Origin of the sequence: Roseofilum halophilum BLCC-M91, assembly GCF_030068445.1 — a bacterium.
In the GTDB taxonomy this organism is placed as follows: Bacteria; Cyanobacteriota; Cyanobacteriia; order Cyanobacteriales; family Desertifilaceae; genus Roseofilum; species Roseofilum halophilum.
Genome location: NZ_JAQPOK010000021.1, coordinates 28,013 through 51,331, shown reverse-complemented (window position 1 = coordinate 51,331; position 23,319 = coordinate 28,013). Strand labels below are relative to the sequence as shown.

Genomic DNA, 23,319 nt, shown 5'->3' with positions numbered 1-23,319 from the left:
AAATCGGTAGTTAAATGCTCTTTCCATGTGGGATTCAAAGGAGTTCTCACATTGTAGCACCTAAGATGTAATTGTGGTAGCCTATGGTTAGTAAAGCCGCCCTGGAAGGGCGGGGTTTCAGACCCAATTTTTCTGATGAAGATTTGACCCGCACCCACTAGGATGCGATCGCCGATCCGAAGCCACCCATGACCAACAATCTGCATCAAAAACCAGGAGATGGATGGTCTCTAGACGAACGGAACCCCGAAGTGATTCAATCCTGGATGTCAATTTGGGGCTGGTTTTATCAATACTATTTTCGGGTACAAACCGACGGTTGGTATCATATTCCCAAGGATGAACCAGTCCTGATTGTGGGTTCCCATAACGGCGGTTTAGCCTCTCCAGACATGGTAATGATGATTTATGACTGGTTTCGTCATTTTGGCACGCAGCGCCTGGTTTATGGCCTAACCCACCCCCATATTTGGACGATCAACCCCCGTGTAGCCCAGGAAGTGGTGGCAATTGGAGCCATTCGAGCGAATCCCAAAATGGCGATCGCCGCCTTCCAAAAAGGAGCCAGCGTCCTCGTCTATCCCGGAGGAGCGCAAGACGTTTTCCGGCCCCATTCCCAACGCCATAAAATCGAATTGGCCGGCCGTAAAGGCTTCATTAAACTCGCCCTGCGGCAAAACGTGCCCATCGTCCCCGCCATTTCCTACGGGGCCCACGATACCCTCATGGTTCTCGGCGATATCTATCCCCTGATGAAACAGCTCCATGAATGGGGACTCCCTTGGGTTTATAACCTCGATCCCGAAGTCTTCCCCATCTATCTGGGACTGCCCTGGGGCATTGCCTTTGGCCCCTTACCCCACATTCCCCTACCCACTCAGATTCATACTCGCATGTGTGCCCCCATTCGGTTTGAACGGTACGGACGCAAAGCAGCCAGCGATCGCCATTATGTCGAGCAATGTTATCAGGTTGTACGAACGACGATGCAAGCCGAACTCGATCGACTGATCGCCAGCATCAATCCTTAACCGAGCAACAACCCCAAATATTCCCTTTTTTAACCCCATAATCGGGTTTTTGGGCTATTTCTATCTCCTCCTTAATCCCTCAATCATAAACTTTTCATAAAAAATACATAATAATAACCCAATTTCTAGTGATAAGATCGCCAATGAGTGCGCTTCGAGGGTTTGTCGTGATCCGTTCTGCGACTTTGGCGATTCAGCCAACGCTACCATCCGTCAATGAAAATAACCGCCTTCGGTTATTTGCTGGCTCTGCTAACTTACTCTTGGCTCAAGAAGTCGCCCGCTATCTGGGGGTGGATTTAGGGCCAATGGTTCGTAAACGGTTCGCTGATGGCGAACTTTATGTTCAAATTCAAGAGTCTATTCGCGGTTGCGATGTTTATTTAATTCAACCGTCTAGCTCCCCGGTCAACGACCATTTAATGGAACTGTTGATCATGATAGACGCTTGTCGTCGAGCATCTGCCCGCCAGATTACAGCCGTTATTCCCTACTATGGTTACGCTAGGGCCGACCGTAAAACTGCTGGTCGTGAATCGATTACCGCTAAATTAGTGGCGAATTTGATTACCGAAGCTGGAGCCAGTCGCGTCCTAGCCATGGATTTACATTCTGCCCAGATCCAAGGCTATTTTGATATCCCCTGTGACCATGTTTATGGTTCTCCCGTTTTAATTGATTATCTTTTAAACAAGCAATTACCCGATCTGGTCGTAGTTTCTCCGGATGTCGGTGGAGTCGCTAGAGCTAGAGCATTTGCCAAAAAACTCAATGATGCGCCCTTAGCCATTATTGATAAACGCCGTCAAGCTCATAATGTGGCTGAAGTTCTCAATCTGATTGGAGATGTGGAAGGCAAAACCGCCGTATTGGTCGATGATATGATTGATACCGCCGGAACCATTTCTGAAGGGGCGAGAATGCTGCGTCAAAAAGGCGCAAGACAGGTTTATGCTTGTGCTACCCATGCCGTTTTTTCCCATCCAGCCGTTGAGCGACTCTCTAGTGGTGTATTTGAAGAGGTGATTGTGACGAATACGATTCAATTACCTGAAGATAAATATTTCCCCCAATTGCGAGTGCTTTCTGTGGCTAATTTGGTTGGGGAAACCATTTGGCGTATCCATGAAGATAGTTCGGTTAGTAGTATGTTCCGATAAGTCTCGTAGGGGCGAAAAGTTTTTTGCCTCTACCAGTTTTGACAACACTAGAAATAGACTAAAAATTCTAGGGGAACGACTAGAAGTTTTCCCGATTTCCAGTCCTCAATATTGACCCAGAGGGCAGTTTTCTTGTGAGTGTTTTCGTGGAAAGTAAAGCAAGTTTGTTGATAAAAAGTAGGGTCTACAAATTGGGCGCGATAGAAAGTTTGGTCTCGATCTTGATCATAGCCTTCTGAGGGGAACAAGCGATCGCGGGCGTTTCCCCAATACTATTAAAATAAGAAGGTTATGCTCAATCCATTTGAGGAACTCCACCATGTATGCGGTTATTTCTAGTGACGAAATTCAACTGCCACCAGGTAGTGTGGTGCGGCTACCGGGAACCTGGCAAGAGTATCAAACCTTATGCGATCGCCGGGGGGACGGTTCCATTCCCCGCATTAAATATCATTCTGGAGAAGTCTTCCTCATGTCTCCCTTGGCAAAACATGGACGAGATGCCAGTCTTATCGCAGACCTGATCAAAGTGTTGCTGGATTGGACAGGGCGCGAATATGATGCCTTTACCCCAGTGACGATGCAACTGCCAGAAGAAAGTGGCATTGAGCCGGACTATTGTTTTTATATTGACCATTGGCAAGCTGTTTCAGGTAAGGAACGGATTGATTGGCTCCATGATCCCCCGCCAGATTTGGTATTGGAAATTGATGTCACCAGTTATTCAGATGCCCAGGATTATCTGCCCTATCGAGTGCCAGAAGTTTGGTTATTTCGTAACCAAAAACTCTTGATTTACCAACTTCAAGGGGATGAGTATAGTGTTCAATCCCAAAGCCAATATTTCCCAGAGGTAAACCTTGCGGATGTCGTTGCCCAATGTTTGACCCTTGCTTATCAGCGAAACACCAGCGCAGCAATTCGTAACCTGAAGCAGCAGTTGGTTGACACAGATCAAAAGAGCAGTTAAAGATCGAGACTAGAGATAGGCTAAAAATTCTGGGGGGACGACTCGCACTTCCCCCGATTTACACGCCTCAATATTCACCCAGAGGGCGGTTTTGCTGCGCTTGTTTTCGTGGAAGGTAAAGCGGTTTTGCTGATAGAATATGGGGTCTACAAATTGGGCGCGATAGAGTTGAATGATTTCGTGGCCGGGTTTACTTTGATGAGTAAAAATGCTTTCTATGCAGCCTAAATACTCGATTTCGGTGAGTTCGGCGTTTAATTCTTCCTGAAATTCCCGTTGCAGTGCTTCGCGGGAGGTTTCCCCAAAGTCAACGCCTCCCCCTAATGCGCGATAGAAGGTTTGGTCTTTATCTTTATCATAGCCTTCGGAGAGGAAGAGGCGATCGCCGTCTCGAATCAGCCCCAGAGCAATAACGCGGATTTTTGGCTTCTTCTTAGACATGAGGATTAATACTGCACAAACGTATCTTGGGTTTCCGGAATTGGCCAATCTGCATTAACCCCGCCAACAATCAGGGTTTCAAGGGCAACATACTCCTGGCTCAGTTGCCGCAAAGCATTAATCAGGATATCCAGAGCCAGAGCGTCACTGGTTCCCAGGTCAAACCAACAGCGTCCCCAATTTCCCTGATATTCCAAGTCTCCCATATTATGCATCAAGGCCATTAAGGAGCGATCGGCCTGCTCCCCATCATAGGTCATATAACTGAGATCCAAGCCTTCGTCTTGCACTTGCAGATTTTCCGCATTAAATGCGCCCAACTTGCCCAAATAATACCAAGCATCCAAGGCTTCTTGTAGATACAGCTTTTCCGCATCACTGGGAATGGTGCTAAATTCCATCCAAATCCAAACATCAAAGGGGTTAAATTCGCGAAAGATAACATTCATGGCAATTTACAATTAATAATTAACAATTAAACCAAATTATCCGCTAATTAATGCTTCGACGAATTCATAGCTAGAGAATGGCCGTAAATCTTCAATCCCTTCTCCTGCACCAATAAAGCGGATGGGTAACCCCAGTTGTTGGGAGACGGCTAGGGCAACGCCGCCTTTAGCTGTACCATCTAATTTGGTTAAAACGACTCCACTGAGTTGGGCAACTTCGGCAAACACTTGGGCTTGACGTAAGCCATTTTGTCCTAGGGTAGCGTCTAAAACCAACAGAGATTCTACCTTTGCATCGGGCGCTTTTTTGTCAATAATACGGCGAATTTTACTCAGTTCTTCCATTAAGTTTTTCTTGTTTTGCAGTCGCCCAGCCGTATCCACGAGTAAGAGGTCTACTTTTCTTGATTGTGCGGCGGTAATGGCATCATAAACGACCGCAGCAGGGTCTGTGTTTTTACTGGGATTGGCAATGACTTCTGTGCCGGTGCGTTCTCCCCAAACCTTGACTTGTTCTACGGCAGCCGCTCGGAAGGTGTCGGCTGCACCAATGAGACATTGATAGTCAGATGTTTTTGCTAAGTGAGCTAATTTACCAATGGTTGTGGTTTTGCCTACGCCATTGACTCCGGTTAACATCCAAATGTTGAGGACATCTGGTTGTGGGGCAAAGGTGGTATCGTAAGCTTTGCCACCGGGATAGTCAAGAATATCGCGCAGGAGTTGTTTTAAGTAGGCGATCGCCTGTTCTGGGGGTAAACTTTCCTGGCGCAGTTTGCTTTGTAATTGTTCGATAATGCGATCGGTGGCTTCAACACCTACATCTGCCTGCAATAGCAAGGATTCGACTTCTAGGATCGCTTCCTCATTAAGGGGCCCTTGACCCACAACCGCCTTTAATTGATTAATCAATCCGCGCCGGGTTTTCCCTAATCCTTGGCGCAACTGTTGTAACCAATTAATCTCTTCTACGGACACTTCATCCGGTCGCCTGCCTTGCTTGGCGAGTACCTCAGCAGACCAGAGGAAGTCTTCATCTAACTCTTGCGGCGCTGGAGAACGGCGGGGTTTTTCTTCCGGTTCGGGTTCTTCAACTGCCTTTTCTTTCAGTTCTTCTAACCTAGCGCTCCGCTCTGCTTTGGCTCGCTCTAGGAAGGAGAGAGGTGCTGGAGTGGGTTCGGGTTTCGGTTCACTTTCAGGTTCTGGCGCTGTTTCTGTTGTACTCTCAACAACCGCTTCCGGTTCACGTTCCGGTTCTGACTCCGGTTCCGGTTCAGTTGTACTCTCAACAACTGCTTCCGGTTCTGAAGGTTCAACCGCAGGTTCCCTTTCTTCCGGTTCTTCCGGGGTAACCTCTGCTTCCGGTTCTTCTACTTTCTCCTCGACTTCAGAAGATTTTTCGACTTCTTGTTGTTGAATATTTTGATAAGCCGCCTTAGCCCAAGCCAGGTAATCTACAGCCTCTTGAGTTTTCTCCGGTTCAGCCTGCTCCGATTGCTCCGATTGCTCCGGTTGCGGTTCAGGAGCAGGTGCAGGGGATGGTGAAGGGGACTCAGAGCGATTAAACTGGCGGCGAAACCAATTAAAGACCATAGGATTATGTGCAGATGGTAGGAGGAACAGTGGGAGTGTAATCTATAGTGTATCATTGGGCGGTGAACTACCCACACTGACCGGACGGTACAGTATGGGCTTCCAACTTCACAGAAGATTGCCTCATCTTGGATTTGCCTTAAAAACTGATGCTATCCCAAGTTTCGGCTGCGTCTGATATGGCTCGATCGACTGTTTTTTCGCCTAACATGGCGGCTTGCAAGTTATCGTAAATGGCTCCTTTTAATTCGGTTAATCCTTTCATGGCAGGAATGAGGACTTCTGCGGAGTCTAATTGTTGGGAGCTGATTAAACGGGCGGTTTCTAGGGGAGTGGACTGGGGAGTAGATTTGAGTTGGGTTTGATAGGCTTGTACGGATTCTACTGTGGAGGGCAAGACATTGGCGGCTTGGGCAAAGGCGAGTTGGTTTTCGGGGTTGGTGACGAAGAGGGCGAATTTGAGGGCGTTGTCGGGTGTATCGGTTTGACGGGGGATGACTAAGTTCATGACAGCGACGTTTATTTTACCGGTAGTTCCGGTAATTTGGGGGGAACTTTGGGTGACTTCGGCTATGGTGGGGGCGTTGGTGGCGATCGCATTCATAAATTCTGGCCCGGAGAATAATAGGGCTACTTCTCCGGCTTGGTAGAGTTCAATGGCTCGCCGATGTCCCTGGGTTAGCACTTCCCTGGGCAACCAGCCTTTTTGGTATAAATCCACCCAATATTGAAACGCTGCTTTGCCTTCAGGAGTATTAAACGCAGCTTTGCCTTGCTCGTCTACTAACCTCACGCCCATTTGTACCATCGATTCTAGGACTTCCGAGGAATCTTCGGGGACAAAGGTGACAAAAAAGGCGAATTTCCCGGTTTTTTCTTTCACCTGTTGAGCAACTTGGGCGAGTTCGGCATAGGTTTTGGGGGGTTCGGTAATACCCGCTTCTTGTAAAAGGCTCTGGTTATGGAGGGTGATGCGGGTGGTGAGATACCAGGGTAGACCAAAGGTCATCTCGTTGAGGGTGTTGGCTTTCCAAATACCGGGCAAATAGAGATGGCGATCGCCTTCACTCAGGCTCTCCTCTAGGGGTAACCAGGCTTGACGAGCCGCTAAGGTCGAGGCAAAATTAGGGTTCAGATTCACCACATCCGGAGCCGTGCGTGCCGCCACCGCCGTTAAAATTTTACTCTCCATCGCCGCCCAAGGCACATCCACCCAACGAATGGTAACTCCTGGATTGTCAGCCTCAAACTGGGCAATTAGATCGTTGAAATAATCCGTAAACTTAGGTTGTAATTGCATCGTCCAAAACTCCACTTCCCCGGAAGCAGAACGGTTGGTTTGGGGAGCGCCACAACTGATGAGCCAAGTCAGACAAAAGGCGATCGCCATCCACACCCAAAACGACTTACGACGAAGAGAGAACATCATAAACCAACCTAAAGAGCAAAGCTATAATTATCAACCATCCAGGCTCAATAATCAATTGACCCATTCCCCATTACCAGGGCGAACCGCTATAAGCTATAACAGGATTATTACCGCCTCTTGTCGAAGAAAGAGGCGATCGCCCGACTCCAACTTAGAGAAGCTACTGCTGTGATTGTTCTTGATAAACTTAAAAGTCTAGTCTCGAAACGGCCAAAAGGGATAGGAGTCGAACTGACTCCCGAACAGATTAATATTGTTCAAGTCCTGAAAAAAGGTCAAGCCTACAAACTCCAGTCCTTCCACTCCTTAGAAGTGCCAGAAGGCATCTATGAAGACGGACAAATTTTAGATGCTCCTGCCATGGCAGAACTGATTCAAACCTGTTTAGCGGAAAATAAAATCACCGTCAAAAATGCAGCTTCTGCGGTTTCTGGACGGGAAGCAGTCACTCGTCTGATTCCAGTTCCGGCTGAGTTAGATGATAATGAACTGCGGGAAATGGTACTGAATCAGGAAGCCGGGTTATACCTGCCTTTCCCACGAGAAGAAGCAGATGTGGATTACCAGAAACTCGATCTGATGGTCGATGATGATGGCATTGAAAAGGTACGGGTTTTGCTCGTGGCAACTCGGAAAGAAGTGACCGATAATTATATTAATACCTTTGAGCAGGCGGGGTTACGTCTGGATGTGTTAGAAATTGGTAGCTTTTCCCTCATTCGCACCATTCGCGAGGAGTTGCGGCAATTTGCCCTAGGGGAAGCGGTGGCGATCGCTAATATCGAATTTGAAGGCACAGAAATTGCGATCGTTGTCGATGGAGTACCCCAATTTTCCCGCACCGTTCCCATCGGAACCCAGCAGATCCAAAACGCCCTCTGTCAAGCCATGAACCTGCCCCCATCCCGCAACCCGGAGATTCTCCAAGGCATGACCATTCCCCTAACGCCCGTGGATAGCGTCCAAACCGGCATGACTGGCTCCAACCCTGGCGCGGCTGCTATGGTAAGAGTATTGGGAGAATTGGCCGATGAACTGCGCCGATCCATTGACTTTTATGTAAACCAAGGGGAAAACCAAGAAGTCGCCCAACTTCTCCTAGCCGGTAGTGGGGCAGGAATCGGTCAATTAGATGAATTTTTAACTCAAAGGCTCAGTGTTCCCACGTCCCAAGTCGATCCCATTGAAGCTCTATCTTTAGAAGCAGAAATGGAAATCCCTCCCGCCCAGCGGCCTGGATTGGGTATCGCTTTGGGTCTAGGCTTACGATATGTGATGTAGAGGCAAACACCCATGTATGGACTTGATATTAATTTTCTTAAAGATAGACCCGGATATTTAGAAACTCCCTCAACCACCCAAAAAAGTGGCGGCGGTGGTGGTAGTAGTGCCAGTACCACGGATGTACTTCCCATTATCGCAGGTTTAGTGGTGGGGTCAGCCGCCGTGGGCGCAATCTTGGGCTGGAAACTATTTGTTGTTGACCCCAAAAACGCAGAGCTGCAAGCGCAGCTAGATGGCATTAACGCCAATATTGAACAACAAGCGTCTAAAACCCAGGAAATTGAAGCAGTACAAGCCCAAACCGAAGCCATTCGGGGCCAAACCCTAGCCCTGGCAACGGTGTTTAACCAGATTAAACCTTGGTCAGCCCTGCTGCAAGAAATCCGCGATCGCGCCCCAGCAACCATTCAGATTAGTAGCGTTGAACAAATAGATATCGAACTGCCCGATCCGAATCCTCCCGAAGAAAACCCGAACGCAACCATAGATGTCAACGGATTACGAATTGCCGGAACCGCCCGCAGCTTTGATGATGTCAATGATTTTATGCTGCTGCTGAAAAACTCCGATTTTCTCGGTGGCGACAATACGGAACTCCTACGGGCAAGGCTGGAAGCGAACAACACTCGCGTCGAAGTGCCAGAAGGCAGTGACTTACAAGTAACCCTCCCGGATGTGGTGGCTTTCAACATTGAAACCCCCCTATCCGACAAGGGGGCATCAGAATTAATGGCCCAACTCGAAAGTAAAGGAGCCATTGGCTTAGTCAGTCGGATTGAAACATTAAGACAAAAGGGGATTTTAGAATAATGACACTAGCAGGAGATTTAGGAACCGTCGGGGCCGAAGAAGAGGGCAAAGGCGGTAGTCCAATTAATCTAATTATTGGCATTGGTATTGGTGTGGTTGGCTTAGGCATCGCTGGATATTTGTTCATCAGCCAGTTGCAGCCAGCCATGGAAAGAACCAACGAACTGCAAACGGAAGTCAATGATAAACAAATTCAGGTTAAACAAGAGCAGGAACTGCAAAACCAACTTCTGGCAGCTCAAGAAGACCAACAGTTAGCCGAACAGCAAAGCCAAGAAGTTACCACTTTATTCGCCAATGATGCCGCTCTAGAGACTCTACTACTGGATATTAACCGCATTCTCAAGGAACGGGGAGTCGAGTTAATTCAGTTTGAGCCAGATTCTCAGGGTATTCAATTAGTCGATGATGGCTCTTTGGGTACAGAAGTCGATGGTAAACTCAGACGCAGGGGTTACCGTCTCCAATTTTCCGGAACCTTCGATCAGACTCGGTTGGTGTTACTCAATCTTGAGCGTCTGCAACCCTTGTTGGTCGTTGAGTCGATGAGAGTAACGGTCGATCCGAACTCGCAAGAGGTACTGTACCAAGGGGGGAGTTTAGTGGCTCAGAATACGCCCAAGTTAACGACAGAAATGGAAATTAACGCCTTATTGCCGGCTGAATTACCACCCCCTCCACCCCCAGAAGCGGAAGAAGAGACTGAGTAGGTTAGCGCTGGCGGATTCCCCCATTCCCCCATCTGGGGTTAAGGCCCATCCTGTATTAATATCTTAATGATGCACTCAAGGGTCTTGAACAGATGAAAATTGGATCTCAATACTTGGGAAACAACCAGTGCGAATTTAGAGTTTGGGCCCCTCAACGCCAAGAAGTTGCGGTTCACTTAGTTTCTCCCCAAGAGAAGTTAATACCCCTCTCACGAGATGAACAGGGGTATTGGTCGGCAACTGTCAGTGAGGTTCAACCAGGAACCCGCTACTTTTATCAACTAGATAATAGCCTCGACCGTCCTGACCCCGCGTCCTCTTTGCAACCGAAAGGAGTTCACGATGCATCCCAAGTGGTCGATCGTCAGGCTTTTGTCTGGGAAGATCCCGATTGGAAAGGCTTGCCCCTAGACCAATATGTGATTTACGAGCTGCATGTGGGCACATTTACCCCCGAAGGAACCTTTACAGCCATTATTGACCGACTCCCCGATTTACTCGATTTAGGCATTAACGCCATTGAAATTATGCCCGTTGCTCCCTTTCCCGGTACTCGTAACTGGGGCTATGATGGGGTTTATCTCTATGGGGTGCAAGCGTCCTATGGAGGGCCAGATGGTCTGAAAACTTTGGTGAGTGCTTGCCACAAAGCCGGAATTGCCGTCATTCTTGATGTGGTTTATAACCATTTTGGCCCAGAGGGTAACTATCTTTGGGATTATGGCCCCTATTTTACGAGCAAATATCGGACTCCATGGGGTGATGCCGTCAATTATGATGATGCCCAGAGCGACCAAGTTCGCAATTTCTTTATTGAAAATGCCCTCTATTGGCTAGAGGAGTATCATATCGATGCCCTGCGTTTAGATGCGGTTCATGCCATTTATGATTTTAGTGCCCAACCTTTTCTGCAACAGTTAGGGGCAGCCGTGGAAGAGCTGGATCGACGGTGGGGATATACCCATTATTTGATTGCTGAAAGTGATTTAAATGATGTGCGAGTTCTTCAGTCTAGGGAGACGGGAGGATGGGGTCATCAGAGTCAATGGTGCGATGATTTTCACCATGCGCTCCATAGTTTGTTAACGGGGGAAACTTCGGGATATTATCAGGATTTTGGTCAGGTGAGCCACTTGGCGAAGGCTTATCGGGAGGGTTATGTGTATTCGGGTGAGTATTCGGTTCATCGTCAGCGCTCCCATGGAAATTCGTCTAAAGCCTTCTCTGGGGAGTGTTTTGTGGTCTGTATCCAAAATCATGACCAAGTGGGAAATCGATTAGCGGGCGATCGCCTTACCGCCCTAGTCGGCTTCGATCGGTTAAAATTAGCGGCAGCAGCCGTTTTGCTATCCCCCTTTGTCCCCATGCTCTTTATGGGCGAAGAATACGGTGAAACTGCGCCATTTCAGTATTTTGTCAGCCATGGCGACCCCAATTTAGTCGAAGGGGTGCGTAAGGGAAGAGCCGAAGAATTCAAGTCCTTTGGTTGGCAAAAAGAAGTCCCCGATCCCCAAAGTATTGAAGTTTTTCAGGAATCTACCTTAAACTGGGAATTAGGGCAACAGGGACAACATCAAGTTTTGCGATCGCTCTATAAAACCCTCATTCAACTCCGCAAAACTCACCCCGCTTTAGCCTCCCTGAAAAAAGAGCATACCCAAGTTATCCAACCCCCAGATACCTCCGTCATTATCCTCCATCGTCAAGCCAACTCATCCCATCTCTATGCTTGTCTAAACTTCAACTCCGAACCCATTACTTTCACCCCCTCCCTTCCCCCTGGAGTTTGGACAAAAATGCTCGATGCTGCCGATCCACAATGGAATGGTTCCGGACAAACCAACCCCCAAGAACTGAGCGCTGGTAAAGACATCACTCTCTCCCGTTGGGGATTTGTCTTGTATACTCAATCCTAGCGTTAAACTCCATCAATAGTGTGCCTAACCCCCGGATTGACGCTATAATCAATCCTGAATGTTTTTCCGATCTACGACTCTATGAAAATTCCCACCGCAACCTATCGACTCCAATTCACGCCCCAATTTACCTTTGAAATGGCTCAGTCCATTCTTCCCTACTTATCAGAATTAGGAATTTCTGATATTTACGCTTCCCCTATCTTAAAATCCCAAAGTGGCAGCACTCACGGTTATGATGTTGTCGATCCCAATCAAATTAATCCAGAACTCGGTGGCAATGAAGAGTTTGAAAAATTAATTGAACTCGTGCAAAAACGCGAACTGGGTTGGATACAAGATATTGTTCCCAACCACATGGCCTTTAGCAGCCAAAATCCTCTGTTGGTAGATGTGCTAGAAAACGGGCCAAACTCCCAGTACAAAGACTATTTTGATATTGATTGGGAACATCCCTACGAAGGCATTAGACATCGAGTTTTAGCCCCATTTTTAGGCAGATTTTATGGAGATTGTCTAGAAAGTGGAGAACTAAAAATTCACTACGATCAAAATGGATTTACAATTAACTATTGGGATTGGAAATTTCCGATCCAAATTGAATCTTATAGTAAAATATTAGACCATGACTCTGAGCGATTACGAAATAAACTGGGTAGAAAAAATCCAGATTTTGTTAAATTCCTCGGCGTATTATATGCGATTAATGCCATTCAATATATTCCCCCTGGTTCGGGTCATCCAGAACGGTACGAACAAATCAGCTTTATCAAAAGTATGATTTGGGAATTGTGGAATGACAATCCAGAAATCCAAGCCTTTATACAAAAAAATATTGAAGTATTTAATGGAGAAGTGGGTAAACCCGAAAGTTTTGATCTTCTCGATGACTTACTCGATGAGCAGTTCTTTCGGCTCTCTTTCTGGAAAGTGGGAAATGAAGAACTCAACTACCGTCGCTTTTTTACGGTTAATGATTTAATTTGTGTGCGGGTGGAAGACCAAGCGGTTTTCGATCAAAGTCATAAGCTGATTTTGGAGTTGATAGAAGACAATAAAATTACTGGATTAAGAATCGATCATATTGATGGCTTGTACGATCCCAAGCAATACCTCATCCGGCTGAGAAATCAGGCAGAAAATACCTATATTGTGGTGGAAAAAATTCTGGAACCCCATGAAAAATTGAGGGTGAATTGGCCCATTGAGGGAACGACCGGTTATGATTTTTTAAATTATCTAAATGGCATTTTTTGCTACCAAGAAGCCGAAGCCGAATTTGACCACTGCTATAGTCAATTTATCGGCGATGTTTTGAAGTGCGACAAGTTAGTTGACGAAAATAAGCGCAAGATTCTGGAAAAGCATCTAGCCGGAGATATTGATAACCTTGCCCATTTGCTCAAACGGATTGCTGACCAGTATCGCTATTCGAGTGATTTTACCATTTATGGTTTAAAAGCGGCTTTGGTGGAAGTGATGGCGGCTTTCTCGGTCTATCGAACCTATATTAGCGGTGAAGTCAGTGGTGAAGAAGTCAATTATGAAGTGAGCAAACTCGATCAGGATTGTATTGCCCAGGTTATTGCGAAGACCCAAGAAAATATTCCTAGCTTTTTGAATGAGCTAATTAATGAGATTAATTTTATTCAAAAATTCTTGTTGCTGCAATTTGATGACAATTTAACTCCAGAGGATAAAAAGCAGTGGCTGCATTTTGTCATGCGTCAGCAGCAGTTCACGGGGCCGCTGATGGCCAAGTCGGTAGAAGATACGGTTTTATATATCTATAACCGGTTGGTTTCCTTAAATGAAGTGGGTTCTACACCGGGTCACTTTGGGTTTTCTCTAGAGGAGTTTCATGGGTTTAATCAAGAGCGCAGTTCAGATTGGCCCCATGCGATGAATGGCACGTCTACCCACGATACGAAACGGGGGGAAGATATGCGCTCTAGAATTAATGTGCTGTCGGAAATTCCGGAGGAATGGAGTACCTATCTGCAAACCTGGAAGAAGATGAATGCGGGTTATAAGGATACGGTGCGCGGGTTGGATGTGCCCACTCCCAATGATGAATATTTTCTCTATCAGACTCTGTTGGGAATTTATCCCTTTGATGACCAAGATAAAGGGGAATTTGTGCAACGGATCAAGGATTATTTAATTAAGGCCATTCGGGAAGCGAAGGTGAATACGGCTTGGTTGCGTCCGGATACGGCCTATGAGGAAGGGTTCTTGAAGTTTGTGGATAGTTTGTTTAAGGAGACGAAGCAAAATAAGTTTTTACCGTCTTTCCGTAAGTTCCAGCAGAAGATTCAACATTATGGAATTTTTAATTCTCTCTCGCAAACGCTGATCAAAATTACGGTTCCGGGGGTTCCAGATTTTTATCAGGGAACGGAGTTATGGGATTTAACGTTGGTCGATCCGGATAATCGGCGGCCGGTAGACTTTAAGAAGCGGTTAAAGTTGTTGAACGAGATCCGATCGCAGTGGAAAAAGAATAAGTCTGCTTTATTTGCGGATCTGCTTAAGAATCCGGAAGATGGCAAGATTAAGCTTTTCACTATTGCCCAAATCCTCAAGGCCCGTCAAGACTATCAAGATTTGTTTCAACGGGGAGATTACCAGAAATTGCCGGTGAATGGGAGCCTGAAATATCATATTGTTACGTTTATGAGGACTTGGAATGAGCAAAGTGCGATCGCGATCGCTCCTCGGTTTTTAACGAAATTAATTAAGGAAGATGAATATCCCTTGGGGGAACAAGTTTGGCATGAAACCCGGATTTCTTTACCCACGGGGCCTTCTGCGGTGTGGAAAGATGCGATTACGGGGCAAGAAATCCAAGGTGAAAATACGCTGTGGATGCGGGAGATTCTCAACCAGTTTCCGGTAGCCTTGCTGATTAAACAAACTTCATAAACAAATTTGTCATGTTAGACATTAGGCCAGATGACTTAATGACTATGCCAAATTTGTTCTCGATAAAAAGCAAAGGCATCAAACATCGCCCCTACTAGGCTACAGGTTACGCCAAGAACCAGTAATCCTTCTAGGGGTTCTCCATTACCAAAAATAGCTAAGATATGCCAAATGAAGCTTTCCCCGGTTTGGGATAGGGTGGTTAATCCAGGAATTTGAGTTCCTAAATCTAGGCCGAGCATGACCCCTCCAATAATCATCCAAGGGGCAACAAAACTTAAGACAATAGCTAAACAGAGGGAACGAATAAAAATCAGTAAAATATTCATATGAGTTAAGTTCAGCAAACCTCATGTTAGGGAGGACAACTGGGTGTCATCCGTTTCTACGATAGGCTGAATTTTCCCATTTCGACCAAGAATACAGAAAACTTAAATTTTGCTTTTTAAATCTTTTTGAAGATATGTGGCAAAGGCGAGTAGAGAATGGATAAAGTCCCCTTTCTTAATCAAGATGGGGGGGTTGTCACAAGTTTTTCACATCTAAATCTTAAGATGGTAATACTTCAATCTCTCCAGGGTTTGAAGTGGGCGGTTTACGCGAGGTTCTCCATGGTTACTCTATCTCCTTTTTCTTCTGCTAGAAAGATAATTTCTAGCCGTGGTGCTTTTTCAGAGCGCCGGATTGGGATCGGACTGATGGGAAGTTTGCGATCGCGCATGACTCTCTTTATCCTGTTAGGGGTTGTGCCCATTGTCTTGGGCGCTCTGCAATTGCAAGCTTTCCACGCTGGACGAATTATCAATGAGGAAACGGAGCAAATTCTTGACCTTCAAGCCCAACGATTAGCCGATCGCGTCACCCAATGGGATCGGATGAATGGGTTACTGGTGCAAAACCTCAGCCGTCAACCGGGTGTCTCTCCACTCACTCCCCAACAGTTGCGCCCCCTGTTAGTCTCTACTCACCGTACTTATCAAGAGCAGGTTTGGAGCATTGGCGCTGCGAACCCAGAGGGAGATATTGTGGCTCTGAGCGAACAAGAAACGGTGAAAGGACTGAATTTTAGCGATCGCCGTTGGTTCCAAGAAGCCATCAAAGGGCAACCCATTACCCGCGAAACCATTATCACTCGACGGACGGGAGAACCGGCAGTGATTTTTTCCGCTCCCATTTATGCCCAAGGGGGCGATCGCCTTACGCCTCAAGGGGCGATCCGCGTGGGTATGGTGTTAACCGAAATCTCAAAGGTCATTGATATGACCGAAATCGGCGAAACGGGTTTTGCCTTCCTCGTCGATGAACAAGGTCAACTGTTAGCCCATCCCAATCACCGATTGGTGCAAAATAGCCTTAAGGATTTCAGCTACTATCCCCCGGTTCAACGTCTTTTAAGGGGTGAAGAAGGGTTCTTAGAATTTACAGATCGCGATCGCATCCGTTGGTTATCCACCAGTATCCAATTAGCCAACGGTTGGGGAATCGTCCTCATGCAGCAAAAATCAGAAGTCTTGGCTCCCCAGCAGTCTTATCATCGTTCAGCCATTCTCCTCAGTATCCTCTCGTTAATTGTTGTCGGTTCCATCACTTGGTATTTTAGTCGTTGGGTGACCCAACCCTTAACCAACCTGACTGAAGCGGTATGGAAGCTCTCGAAGGGACAGTGGACGCAACGAGTCTATCTCTCCCAAGAAGATGAGTTAGGAACCCTCGCTAAAGCCTTTAATCGGATGGCGGCTCAGTTACAACTGACGTTTAAGGCATTGCAAGCATCCAAAGATGATTTAGAACTCAAAGTGGCAGAGCGCACCCAGCAACTCAATCGTACATTGGAAGAACTACAACAAACCCAAGCTCAGATGATCCAAAGTGAAAAAATGTCGAGTTTGGGGCAAATGGTGGCTGGAGTTGCCCATGAAATCAATAATCCGGTTGGTTTTATTCACGGGAATTTAGCCCACGCCCAAACCTATGCCGAAGACCTGTTATCCTTGGTGCAGCTCTATCGCGAGTCTTATCCCCAGCCTCCAGAACCCATCCAAGAGGAAATTGAGGCGATCGAACTCGATTTCCTGCTTGAAGATTTTCCCAAAACCCTGCAATCGATGCAAGTCGGAACAGTGAGGATTCGGGAAATTGTCAAATCTTTGCGAAATTTTTCCCGCTTAGATGAAGCTGAAGTTAAGCAAGTTAATGTGCATGAAGGGATTGATAGCACTCTGATGATTTTACAAAATCGTCTCAAATGCTCTCAGAGTTGTGCAGCTATTGAAGTCAGTACCAATTATCAAGAACTTCCCTCAATCACGTGCTATCCAGGGCAACTTAATCAGGTCTTTATGAATTTGTTGAGTAATGCCATTGATGCCCTTGAAGAGCGCAATCATCAATTAGACCCACAAAGTTTGAAGGAAAATCCCAGCCAGATTACGATTACAACCGAAACCCTCAGAAACGATTGGATTTCCATTCGCATTCACGATAATGGCTCAGGCATTCCAGAATCTGCACAACCGCGTTTATTCGATCCCTTTTTCACCACTAAGCCCATTGGTAAAGGGACGGGTTTGGGGCTATCGATTAGCTATCAAATTATCACTCAAAGACATAATGGGCGTTTATGGTTTGAATCGAGTCCGGAACAGGGTACGGAATTTGTGGTTGAGATTCCGGTGATATCCTAACCGGGCTGAAGCTACGGTGATTCCAGATCTAAAAACACTTAGGAAAATTAAAAACCTAGGGAGCAAGATGCTCCCACTCCAGTAATATACAGCGTTTTTCGATGTTATGAGGTACAGTTACCCATTACCCATTACCCATTACCCATTACCGCGCGAAGCGCTGTATCGATTAATGACAATGTTAAAGAGAAATGGCTTAAAACGATGTTAGGTCTAACCGGAGGCGGCTAGACCTAAACTAAGTATTCTTGAGAAACTCTAGTTTTCAGGGTTTTACGAGTTAAAAAAGTGAACAAATACAATCAACTTACTAAGGTTTTCATACTTCGCAGTCATACCCTTTAGGCTTTCCCATAATCCTGTCTTTCCGGACTTCAGGTTTGGCTTAACCGCTGACTGTGCAGGGGGTGTGCCACTGGTTGGAGGACTACGTTCAACTGCGGCTGGACTCTAGAGGCTAGACACCGATTCTAGAACCCAAACTTAATAGTTTAATTACTTGCTTTGGTGTCTATATTGTTTACAATAACATAGTTTTTTCAGAGTGCCAGCATTGTTTACACAAATTTAGGACTCTTTACAGAGCGCAATATTTATGGATGAGAGATTAAGTATAATGACTGATTTTTCCAGGATGTTTTAATGATGAACTCAACTCAAAGAATGGGGATTAATCCAGTATCTGTGCTGCTTCTGAGCGGCGCACTCCTGCTGACTTTGGCAGGATGTAGCCCTTCTCAAGGGCCTACAGAGCAAAGCGAACAAACAACTCAGGGAGAATGCGATCGCCCGGACGCGATGGATGGACCCTACTGCGATCGCAATCAAGACCTGGTTGCCGATGCCCCAGAAAACCCAGAGCAATGGGTCAATCCAGACCCCCTAGTGTTTGCCTATCTACCCATTCCTGATGCCGCCAAATATGAATCCGTTTGGGCAGAATTTATGGCCCATTTATCCGAAACCACAGGCAAAACAGTGCAATTCCTCGCCCTAGACTCAAAAGCCGATCAAATCCAAGCCTTAAAAGACGGTCAACTTCACATTGCTGGATTTAGCACCAGCACCGTTCCCATCGCCGTGAATCAAGCCGGTTTTGTCCCCTTTGCCATGATGGCCGCTTCTAATGGCACATTTGGTTATGAAATGGAAATCATCACCCATATCTCCAGCCCTCTAGATAGGCTAGAAAACCTATCTGGCCGTCAGTTAGCCTTCACGGATGCTAACTCCTATTCAGGATATATTTTACCCCGCGCTCTCCTAGAAGCGGGCTACGATCTCAAGCCGGAGGAAGACTATACCGCCGTATTTTCCGGGTCTCAAGAACAGTCTATCCTCGGCATTCAAAACCAAACCTATGAAGCCGCAGCCATTGCCAACGATGTCCTGCAACTGATGTGCAATCGCCAGGAAGCCGACTGTAGTCAATTCCGCTCCCTGTACCAATCCCAAACCTTCCCCAATGCGGCCTATGGGTATGCCCACAATTTAGATCCAGAACTGGTGAAGGCGATCGAAAAGGCATTTTTAACCTTTAACTGGTCAGGAAGCGGCTTAGAGCGTGAATTTGCTGGCACAGGAGAAGATAAATTTATCCCCATTGACTATCAAATCGATTGGAGTCAGATCCGCACTATTCAGGAAGCCCAAGGAGTTGATTACCAATTGCCTCAAGATTAAATACTCTATGGGATAACCGAAATCGAGTTATCCCTTGATATCCAACTGGGTTACAATAGTGTTTACAAATACTGGCAAATGGCATCTTGCCCGCTTGTTCGATATCAAAGCTATAGCAAGGCGCGATCCCATTCTGCAACCTGACTATCAATTACCCATTACCTATTACCTATTACCGCGCGAAGCGCTGTTTTTTAACCAAAGCGGATTCACCAGCTTCTTGGCGCAACTTTTCAACCCTCTCAAATCGTTCTTGAATATCAGCATCTAGTTTTTCTTTGTTATCCCAATAGTAAGCTAATGCTGAATAAATTTGGCTCATGCTTAAATAGGGATGTTGAAATTTAATTTCTTCAGGACTCCAGCCAAAAGCAAGATGACCGGCAATTAATTCAATAACTTTCATCGTTGTTCCCGCAATGTAGGGAACGTTACTTTCATTCAATTCTATATATTTGTATTCAGTAGCAGTTAAATTCATTAAGGTCTCCTTACTCAGTTGAATAGTGATTCTGTAGGGGTGCAAAAAGGTTTAAGCCCTACAGAATCTATGGGGATTAAACTACGCCAATATTAACCGCAACAAAGCTATTCACAGAGAGAGCCGCCGGTGGGGTATTGGCTATAATTCCCAGAATTTGACCCGATGGATTCACCCGAATCACCGTATTTCCAGCCACATTTTGCAGGAGTAAATTCTGAGCTGTTAAGCCACCGGTTAAGCCAATGCGATCGACCCCAACTTGGAAATCGGCAATAAAATCAGCTTGTTCAATTTGATTAACTGCCGTACTGGTACGCAGTACAAAGGTATCTGCACCCAAACCTCCAAAAAGGATATCTGCACCAAAATCGCCGCTTAGGGTATCATTGCCATCGCCGCCATTGAGGGTATCATTATTCTGACCACCATAGAGCAGGTCGTTGCCTAAGTCTCCAAAGAGTTGATCGGCTCCCTGGTTACCATAAAGGGTATCTTCATTCTGGCCGCCCCGGACGACATCATTGCCTTGCCCCCCATAGAGGAGGTCATTCCCTTGATTACCATTAATGCCATCATTACCCTCATTTCCATTAATACCATCATTTCCTAAGCCACCAGAGATTAAATCATTGCCTTGCAAACCAGAAACTTGGTCATTTCCAGCTCCGGCATTAATGACATCATTCCCGGCAGTTCCAAAGATGTTGTTATTTCCTGCATTACCAGGGGCAGGTGTAGGACTGGGACTTGGGGTGGGAGGAGTAGGATTAGAGGGGGGGGCAACCGGATCGGAAGGGGTGGGACTGGGGGTGGGGGTTGGGGTGGGTGTGGGAGTTGGTGTGGGAGTTGGGGTGGGGGTGGTATCGTTATCGGCGATCGCCGCAGTCACACTCGCCAGAGTAATATTATTAAAATTCGCATCTGCACTACTACTGGTATGGCGAATCACACTACTATGATTCCCTTCCACTGCCGTATCATCGACCGCAGTGAGAGTTGCCGTTTGTGGACTATTCCAGTTAGCGGCAGTAAAAGTAAACGTGGTCGGATTCACTGTAGATTGACTATCCGGTGTCGCCGTAATCGTCACATCAGCAGAAGGTTGTTGACTTAACACCAATGTATAAGTGTCTGTTGCTCCTCCTTCAGTTAAAGTGGTACTCCCACCCGATTCGACAATAGCGACGGAACCATTCCCCGGAGGAGGAGAACCATCATTATCCGTAATAGCAGCAGTTACCGTTGGCACAGGAGAGTTGTTATAACCGGGATCGCTCGGAGCATTAACCGCATGAGTAATGGCACTACTGTGGTTTCCCTCCTGCACATTATCATCAATAGCTTCAACACTAACCGTTTGAGCAATATTCCAACTGTTAGGAGTAAACACAACCGTTTGCGGTGCAACTGTTGATTGATTATCAGAGTTAACGGAAACAATCACATTACCAATCGGCTCACGACTCAGACGAAGGGTATAGGTATCGGTATTCCCTCCTTCTGTAAGGGCTGTATTCCCCCCAGACTCTTCTAGAATGACTCGTCCCACTTCCGCATTGACAACAGAGACATCGCTAGGATCGATGCCATTGTAGCTAGGATCTGTACTGGTAGCCGCCGCCAGCAGTACCTGATAAGAAATATCGCCATCCTCAATATTATCGGGAACTCCCGTCACTGTAACGGTTTGCGCTGTATCCCAGTTGCTGGGGGTAAACACCAGATTTTGGGGCGTAACGGTTCCTTCTGTGGTATCGCTGCTACTGACTGGAATGGTCACATCTGCCGTTGGCTGGGTATTCAGGACTACTGTAAATTGGTCAGTATCTCCCGCTTCTGTGGTTGTGAGTCCTGATGTGGGATTAACGGTAATGCCGACGGTATCGTTATCCGTGTTAGTGACAGTCACTTGGCCGGGGTCAAGGGTATTATAATTATTATCACTACTGCTGGCGCTGGCAGTAACTGTATACTCAACGTTGCCATCGGCAATTTGATCGTCAACCCCAGTCAGGGTAACCGCTTGCGTGACATTCCAGTTTTGGGACGTAAAGGTTAATGTGGCGGGAGAAACCGTCCCTTCAGTGGTGTCATTGCTGGTGAGATTTACTTGTACGTTAGCAGTAGGTTGGGTATTGAGAGAGACATTAAACGTTGCTGTTCCCCCGGCTTCTGTAGTGGTTAATCCGGTCTCAGGTTCGAGTTTCAGTCCGGGAATATCATCATCGAGGATTTCTAGAACCGTGGTACTCTGCTGACCGAGTTCCGCATTACTGAGGTTATCGAGGTTAAAATTAACCGTTTCTGTGGATTCCGTTTCTTGATCTTGGAGAATGGTAACGGGAACGGTTTTGGTGGTTTCGTTGGGATTAAAGGTGACGGTGAGGGGGAAGTTATTGTTTTCATAATCCCCATCGGTTCCCCCGGTGGCGCTTCCTCCGGTAATATTGACCTGAACTTGGGAGGTAACGTCTAAATTACCGTTGCGGTTGAGGGTGATTTCGCCATTGACGAGAGAGCCATCTTCATTGACTTGATAGGTGGCTTCTGAGAATTCAATCAAGGTGTTGGAGACATACCGTTGGGCGTAGATTCCGGTGGCATCGCCATCTTGGTTTTGGCTTTGCCAGGCGATCGCCAATTGCCCATTATCAGAAATGGCGATTACAGGATTGTCCTGATCGTTCGTAGTAAATGTATTAACCTTGAATTCCGCCCCTTGCGGTTGTCCCTGGGAATTATACTGCCGAGCGTAAACCCCGTCTCCATCACCATCTTGCCCAGCACTTTCCCAAGTAATATAAAAGCCCCCATTATTATCCATGGTGACTTCCGGCGATTTTTGCTGCCCTGTAGTAAAGGTATTTACCTGAAGCTCCGCGCCTACAGCCGCCCCGTTGCTATCGTAGCGTTGGGCATAAACCCCTTCTTGGCTCCCATCTTGACTGGCGCTCTCCCAGGTAATCACAAACTGCCCATTGTCATTCATCGACACCGAGGGATTACGCTGATCGTCAGCCGTAAAGGAGTTTACCTTAAATTCCCCTCCCACGGGGCTGCCATTACTGTCATAGCGTTGGGCATAAATTCCAGCACCACTACCATCTTGTCCGTTGCTCTGCCAAGCGATGATAAAGTTACCATTGGCATTCATCGCTACTGCGGGGAAGGACTGGAAATCAGTAGTAAAGCTGTTAACCGCGAACTCTCCACCGGCTGGTGTGCCATCACTGTTATAGCGTTGAGCATAGACCCCAAAACTACTACCATCTTGACCGATACTTGACCAAGCCACCACAAAACGCCCATCTGGACTCATTCCCACATGAGGGACAATCTGAGCGGCATTCGTAGTAGTATTAACTCTAAATTCACTACCCTGAGGTGAACCGGTATTATTGTAGCGTTGGGCATAAATACCATTTCCACTGCCATCTTGACCGTAGCTTGTCCAAGTAATAACAAAATCTCCATCAGCATCTATTCCTACTGATGAACCAAATTGGGCATTGTTAGTTTCAGTATTAACTCGGAATTCTCCACCTTGAGATACTCCAGCACTGTTATAGCGTTGACCATAAATTCCTGTTTGACTTCCATCTTGGTAATAACTTGTCCAGGTAACGACAAAATCACCATCACTGTCTACGGCGATCGCCGGAAGATGTTGAACGCTTGCCGTTGTACTATTAACTTTAAATTCTGAACCAACCGGGTTGATAGCCATCAGTTTTCTCTCCTAGGGGAATA

18 protein-coding genes are annotated in these 23,319 nt (G+C 46.6%); 10 read left to right on the top strand and 8 right to left on the bottom strand.

What is annotated here, in order from left to right; all coding sequences use genetic code 11:
- Positions 1-188: 188 nt before the first annotated feature.
- On the top strand, positions 189-1,031 hold the full coding sequence (locus tag PJF56_RS03090) for a lysophospholipid acyltransferase family protein (protein WP_283761177.1): 843 nt from the start codon (positions 189-191) through the stop codon (positions 1,029-1,031).
- 143 nt (positions 1,032-1,174) lie between these two features.
- Complete coding sequence (locus tag PJF56_RS03085) at positions 1,175-2,191, top strand: ribose-phosphate pyrophosphokinase (protein WP_283761176.1); 1,017 nt, start codon at positions 1,175-1,177, stop codon at positions 2,189-2,191.
- A gap of 47 nt (positions 2,192-2,238) precedes the next feature.
- On the opposite strand, the gene PJF56_RS03080 is transcribed toward PJF56_RS03085, so the two are convergent.
- Positions 2,239-2,439 (bottom strand): NUDIX hydrolase, encoded by a 201-nt coding sequence (locus PJF56_RS03080; protein ID WP_283761175.1) that lies wholly within the window; start codon positions 2,437-2,439, stop codon positions 2,239-2,241.
- Between the two features lie 71 nt (positions 2,440-2,510).
- Here PJF56_RS03080 and PJF56_RS03075 point away from each other — a divergent pair, with 71 nt between their 5' ends.
- The gene (locus PJF56_RS03075) at positions 2,511-3,161 is read left to right on the top strand and encodes a Uma2 family endonuclease (protein WP_283761174.1); all 651 of its coding nucleotides are present in this window, start codon (positions 2,511-2,513) and stop codon (positions 3,159-3,161) included.
- A 9-nt stretch (positions 3,162-3,170) separates the two neighbouring features.
- On the opposite strand, the gene PJF56_RS03070 is transcribed toward PJF56_RS03075, so the two are convergent.
- The 4 genes from PJF56_RS03070 to PJF56_RS03055 form a co-directional block, all read right to left on the bottom strand.
- Entirely contained in the window at positions 3,171-3,602 is a 432-nt protein-coding gene (locus PJF56_RS03070) for an NUDIX hydrolase (protein WP_283761173.1), read from the bottom strand.
- A gap of 5 nt (positions 3,603-3,607) precedes the next feature.
- Positions 3,608-4,051 (bottom strand): DUF3531 family protein, encoded by a 444-nt coding sequence (locus tag PJF56_RS03065; protein WP_283761172.1) that lies wholly within the window; start codon positions 4,049-4,051, stop codon positions 3,608-3,610.
- Positions 4,052-4,087: 36 nt separating this feature from the next.
- Positions 4,088-5,644 (bottom strand): signal recognition particle-docking protein FtsY, encoded by a 1,557-nt coding sequence (ftsY, locus tag PJF56_RS03060; protein ID WP_283761171.1) that lies wholly within the window; start codon positions 5,642-5,644, stop codon positions 4,088-4,090.
- A gap of 139 nt (positions 5,645-5,783) precedes the next feature.
- Positions 5,784-7,070 carry an ABC transporter substrate-binding protein gene (locus tag PJF56_RS03055; protein ID WP_347179428.1) on the bottom strand — a complete coding sequence of 429 codons (1,287 nt, stop codon included), beginning with the start codon at positions 7,068-7,070 and terminating at the stop codon, positions 5,784-5,786.
- A 174-nt stretch (positions 7,071-7,244) separates the two neighbouring features.
- Here PJF56_RS03055 and pilM point away from each other — a divergent pair, with 174 nt between their 5' ends.
- The 5 genes from pilM to treY all read left to right on the top strand — a co-directional run bounded on the left by pilM (position 7,245) and on the right by treY (position 14,718).
- Positions 7,245-8,354, top strand: coding sequence for a type IV pilus assembly protein PilM (gene pilM / locus PJF56_RS03050; RefSeq protein ID WP_430540868.1), 1,110 nt, complete (start codon positions 7,245-7,247; stop codon positions 8,352-8,354).
- A 12-nt stretch (positions 8,355-8,366) separates the two neighbouring features.
- Entirely contained in the window at positions 8,367-9,167 is an 801-nt protein-coding gene (locus tag PJF56_RS03045; RefSeq protein ID WP_283761168.1) for a PilN domain-containing protein, read from the top strand.
- Positions 9,167-9,877: a hypothetical protein gene (locus tag PJF56_RS03040; RefSeq protein WP_283761167.1), complete on the top strand. Its 711-nt coding sequence runs from the start codon at positions 9,167-9,169 to the stop codon at positions 9,875-9,877. The genes PJF56_RS03045 and PJF56_RS03040 overlap by 1 nt, the downstream gene beginning before the upstream one ends.
- Before the next feature lie 92 nt (positions 9,878-9,969).
- A complete protein-coding gene (gene treZ, locus PJF56_RS03035; RefSeq protein WP_283761166.1) occupies positions 9,970-11,793 on the top strand; it encodes a malto-oligosyltrehalose trehalohydrolase in 1,824 nt (607 codons plus the stop codon).
- An 81-nt stretch (positions 11,794-11,874) separates the two neighbouring features.
- Positions 11,875-14,718, top strand: coding sequence for a malto-oligosyltrehalose synthase (gene treY, locus PJF56_RS03030; RefSeq protein WP_283761165.1), 2,844 nt, complete (start codon positions 11,875-11,877; stop codon positions 14,716-14,718).
- A 35-nt stretch (positions 14,719-14,753) separates the two neighbouring features.
- Here treY and PJF56_RS03025 read toward each other — a convergent pair whose 3' ends face one another.
- Positions 14,754-15,047, bottom strand: a complete 294-nt coding sequence (locus PJF56_RS03025; RefSeq protein WP_283761164.1) for a hypothetical protein — start codon at positions 15,045-15,047, stop codon at positions 14,754-14,756.
- Between the two features lie 282 nt (positions 15,048-15,329).
- On the opposite strand from PJF56_RS03025, the gene PJF56_RS03020 reads away from it, so the two are divergent.
- Positions 15,330-17,402 carry a sensor histidine kinase gene (locus PJF56_RS03020; RefSeq protein ID WP_283761163.1) on the top strand — a complete coding sequence of 691 codons (2,073 nt, stop codon included), beginning with the start codon at positions 15,330-15,332 and terminating at the stop codon, positions 17,400-17,402.
- A 645-nt stretch (positions 17,403-18,047) separates the two neighbouring features.
- A complete protein-coding gene (phnD, locus tag PJF56_RS03015) occupies positions 18,048-19,085 on the top strand; it encodes a phosphate/phosphite/phosphonate ABC transporter substrate-binding protein (protein WP_283761162.1) in 1,038 nt (345 codons plus the stop codon).
- A 172-nt stretch (positions 19,086-19,257) separates the two neighbouring features.
- Here phnD and PJF56_RS03010 read toward each other — a convergent pair whose 3' ends face one another.
- Positions 19,258-19,566, bottom strand: a complete 309-nt coding sequence (locus PJF56_RS03010; RefSeq protein ID WP_283761161.1) for a DUF433 domain-containing protein — start codon at positions 19,564-19,566, stop codon at positions 19,258-19,260.
- 76 nt (positions 19,567-19,642) lie between these two features.
- The gene (locus PJF56_RS03005) at positions 19,643-23,296 is read right to left on the bottom strand and encodes a Calx-beta domain-containing protein (RefSeq protein WP_283761160.1); all 3,654 of its coding nucleotides are present in this window, start codon (positions 23,294-23,296) and stop codon (positions 19,643-19,645) included.
- Positions 23,297-23,319 lie beyond the last annotated feature (23 nt).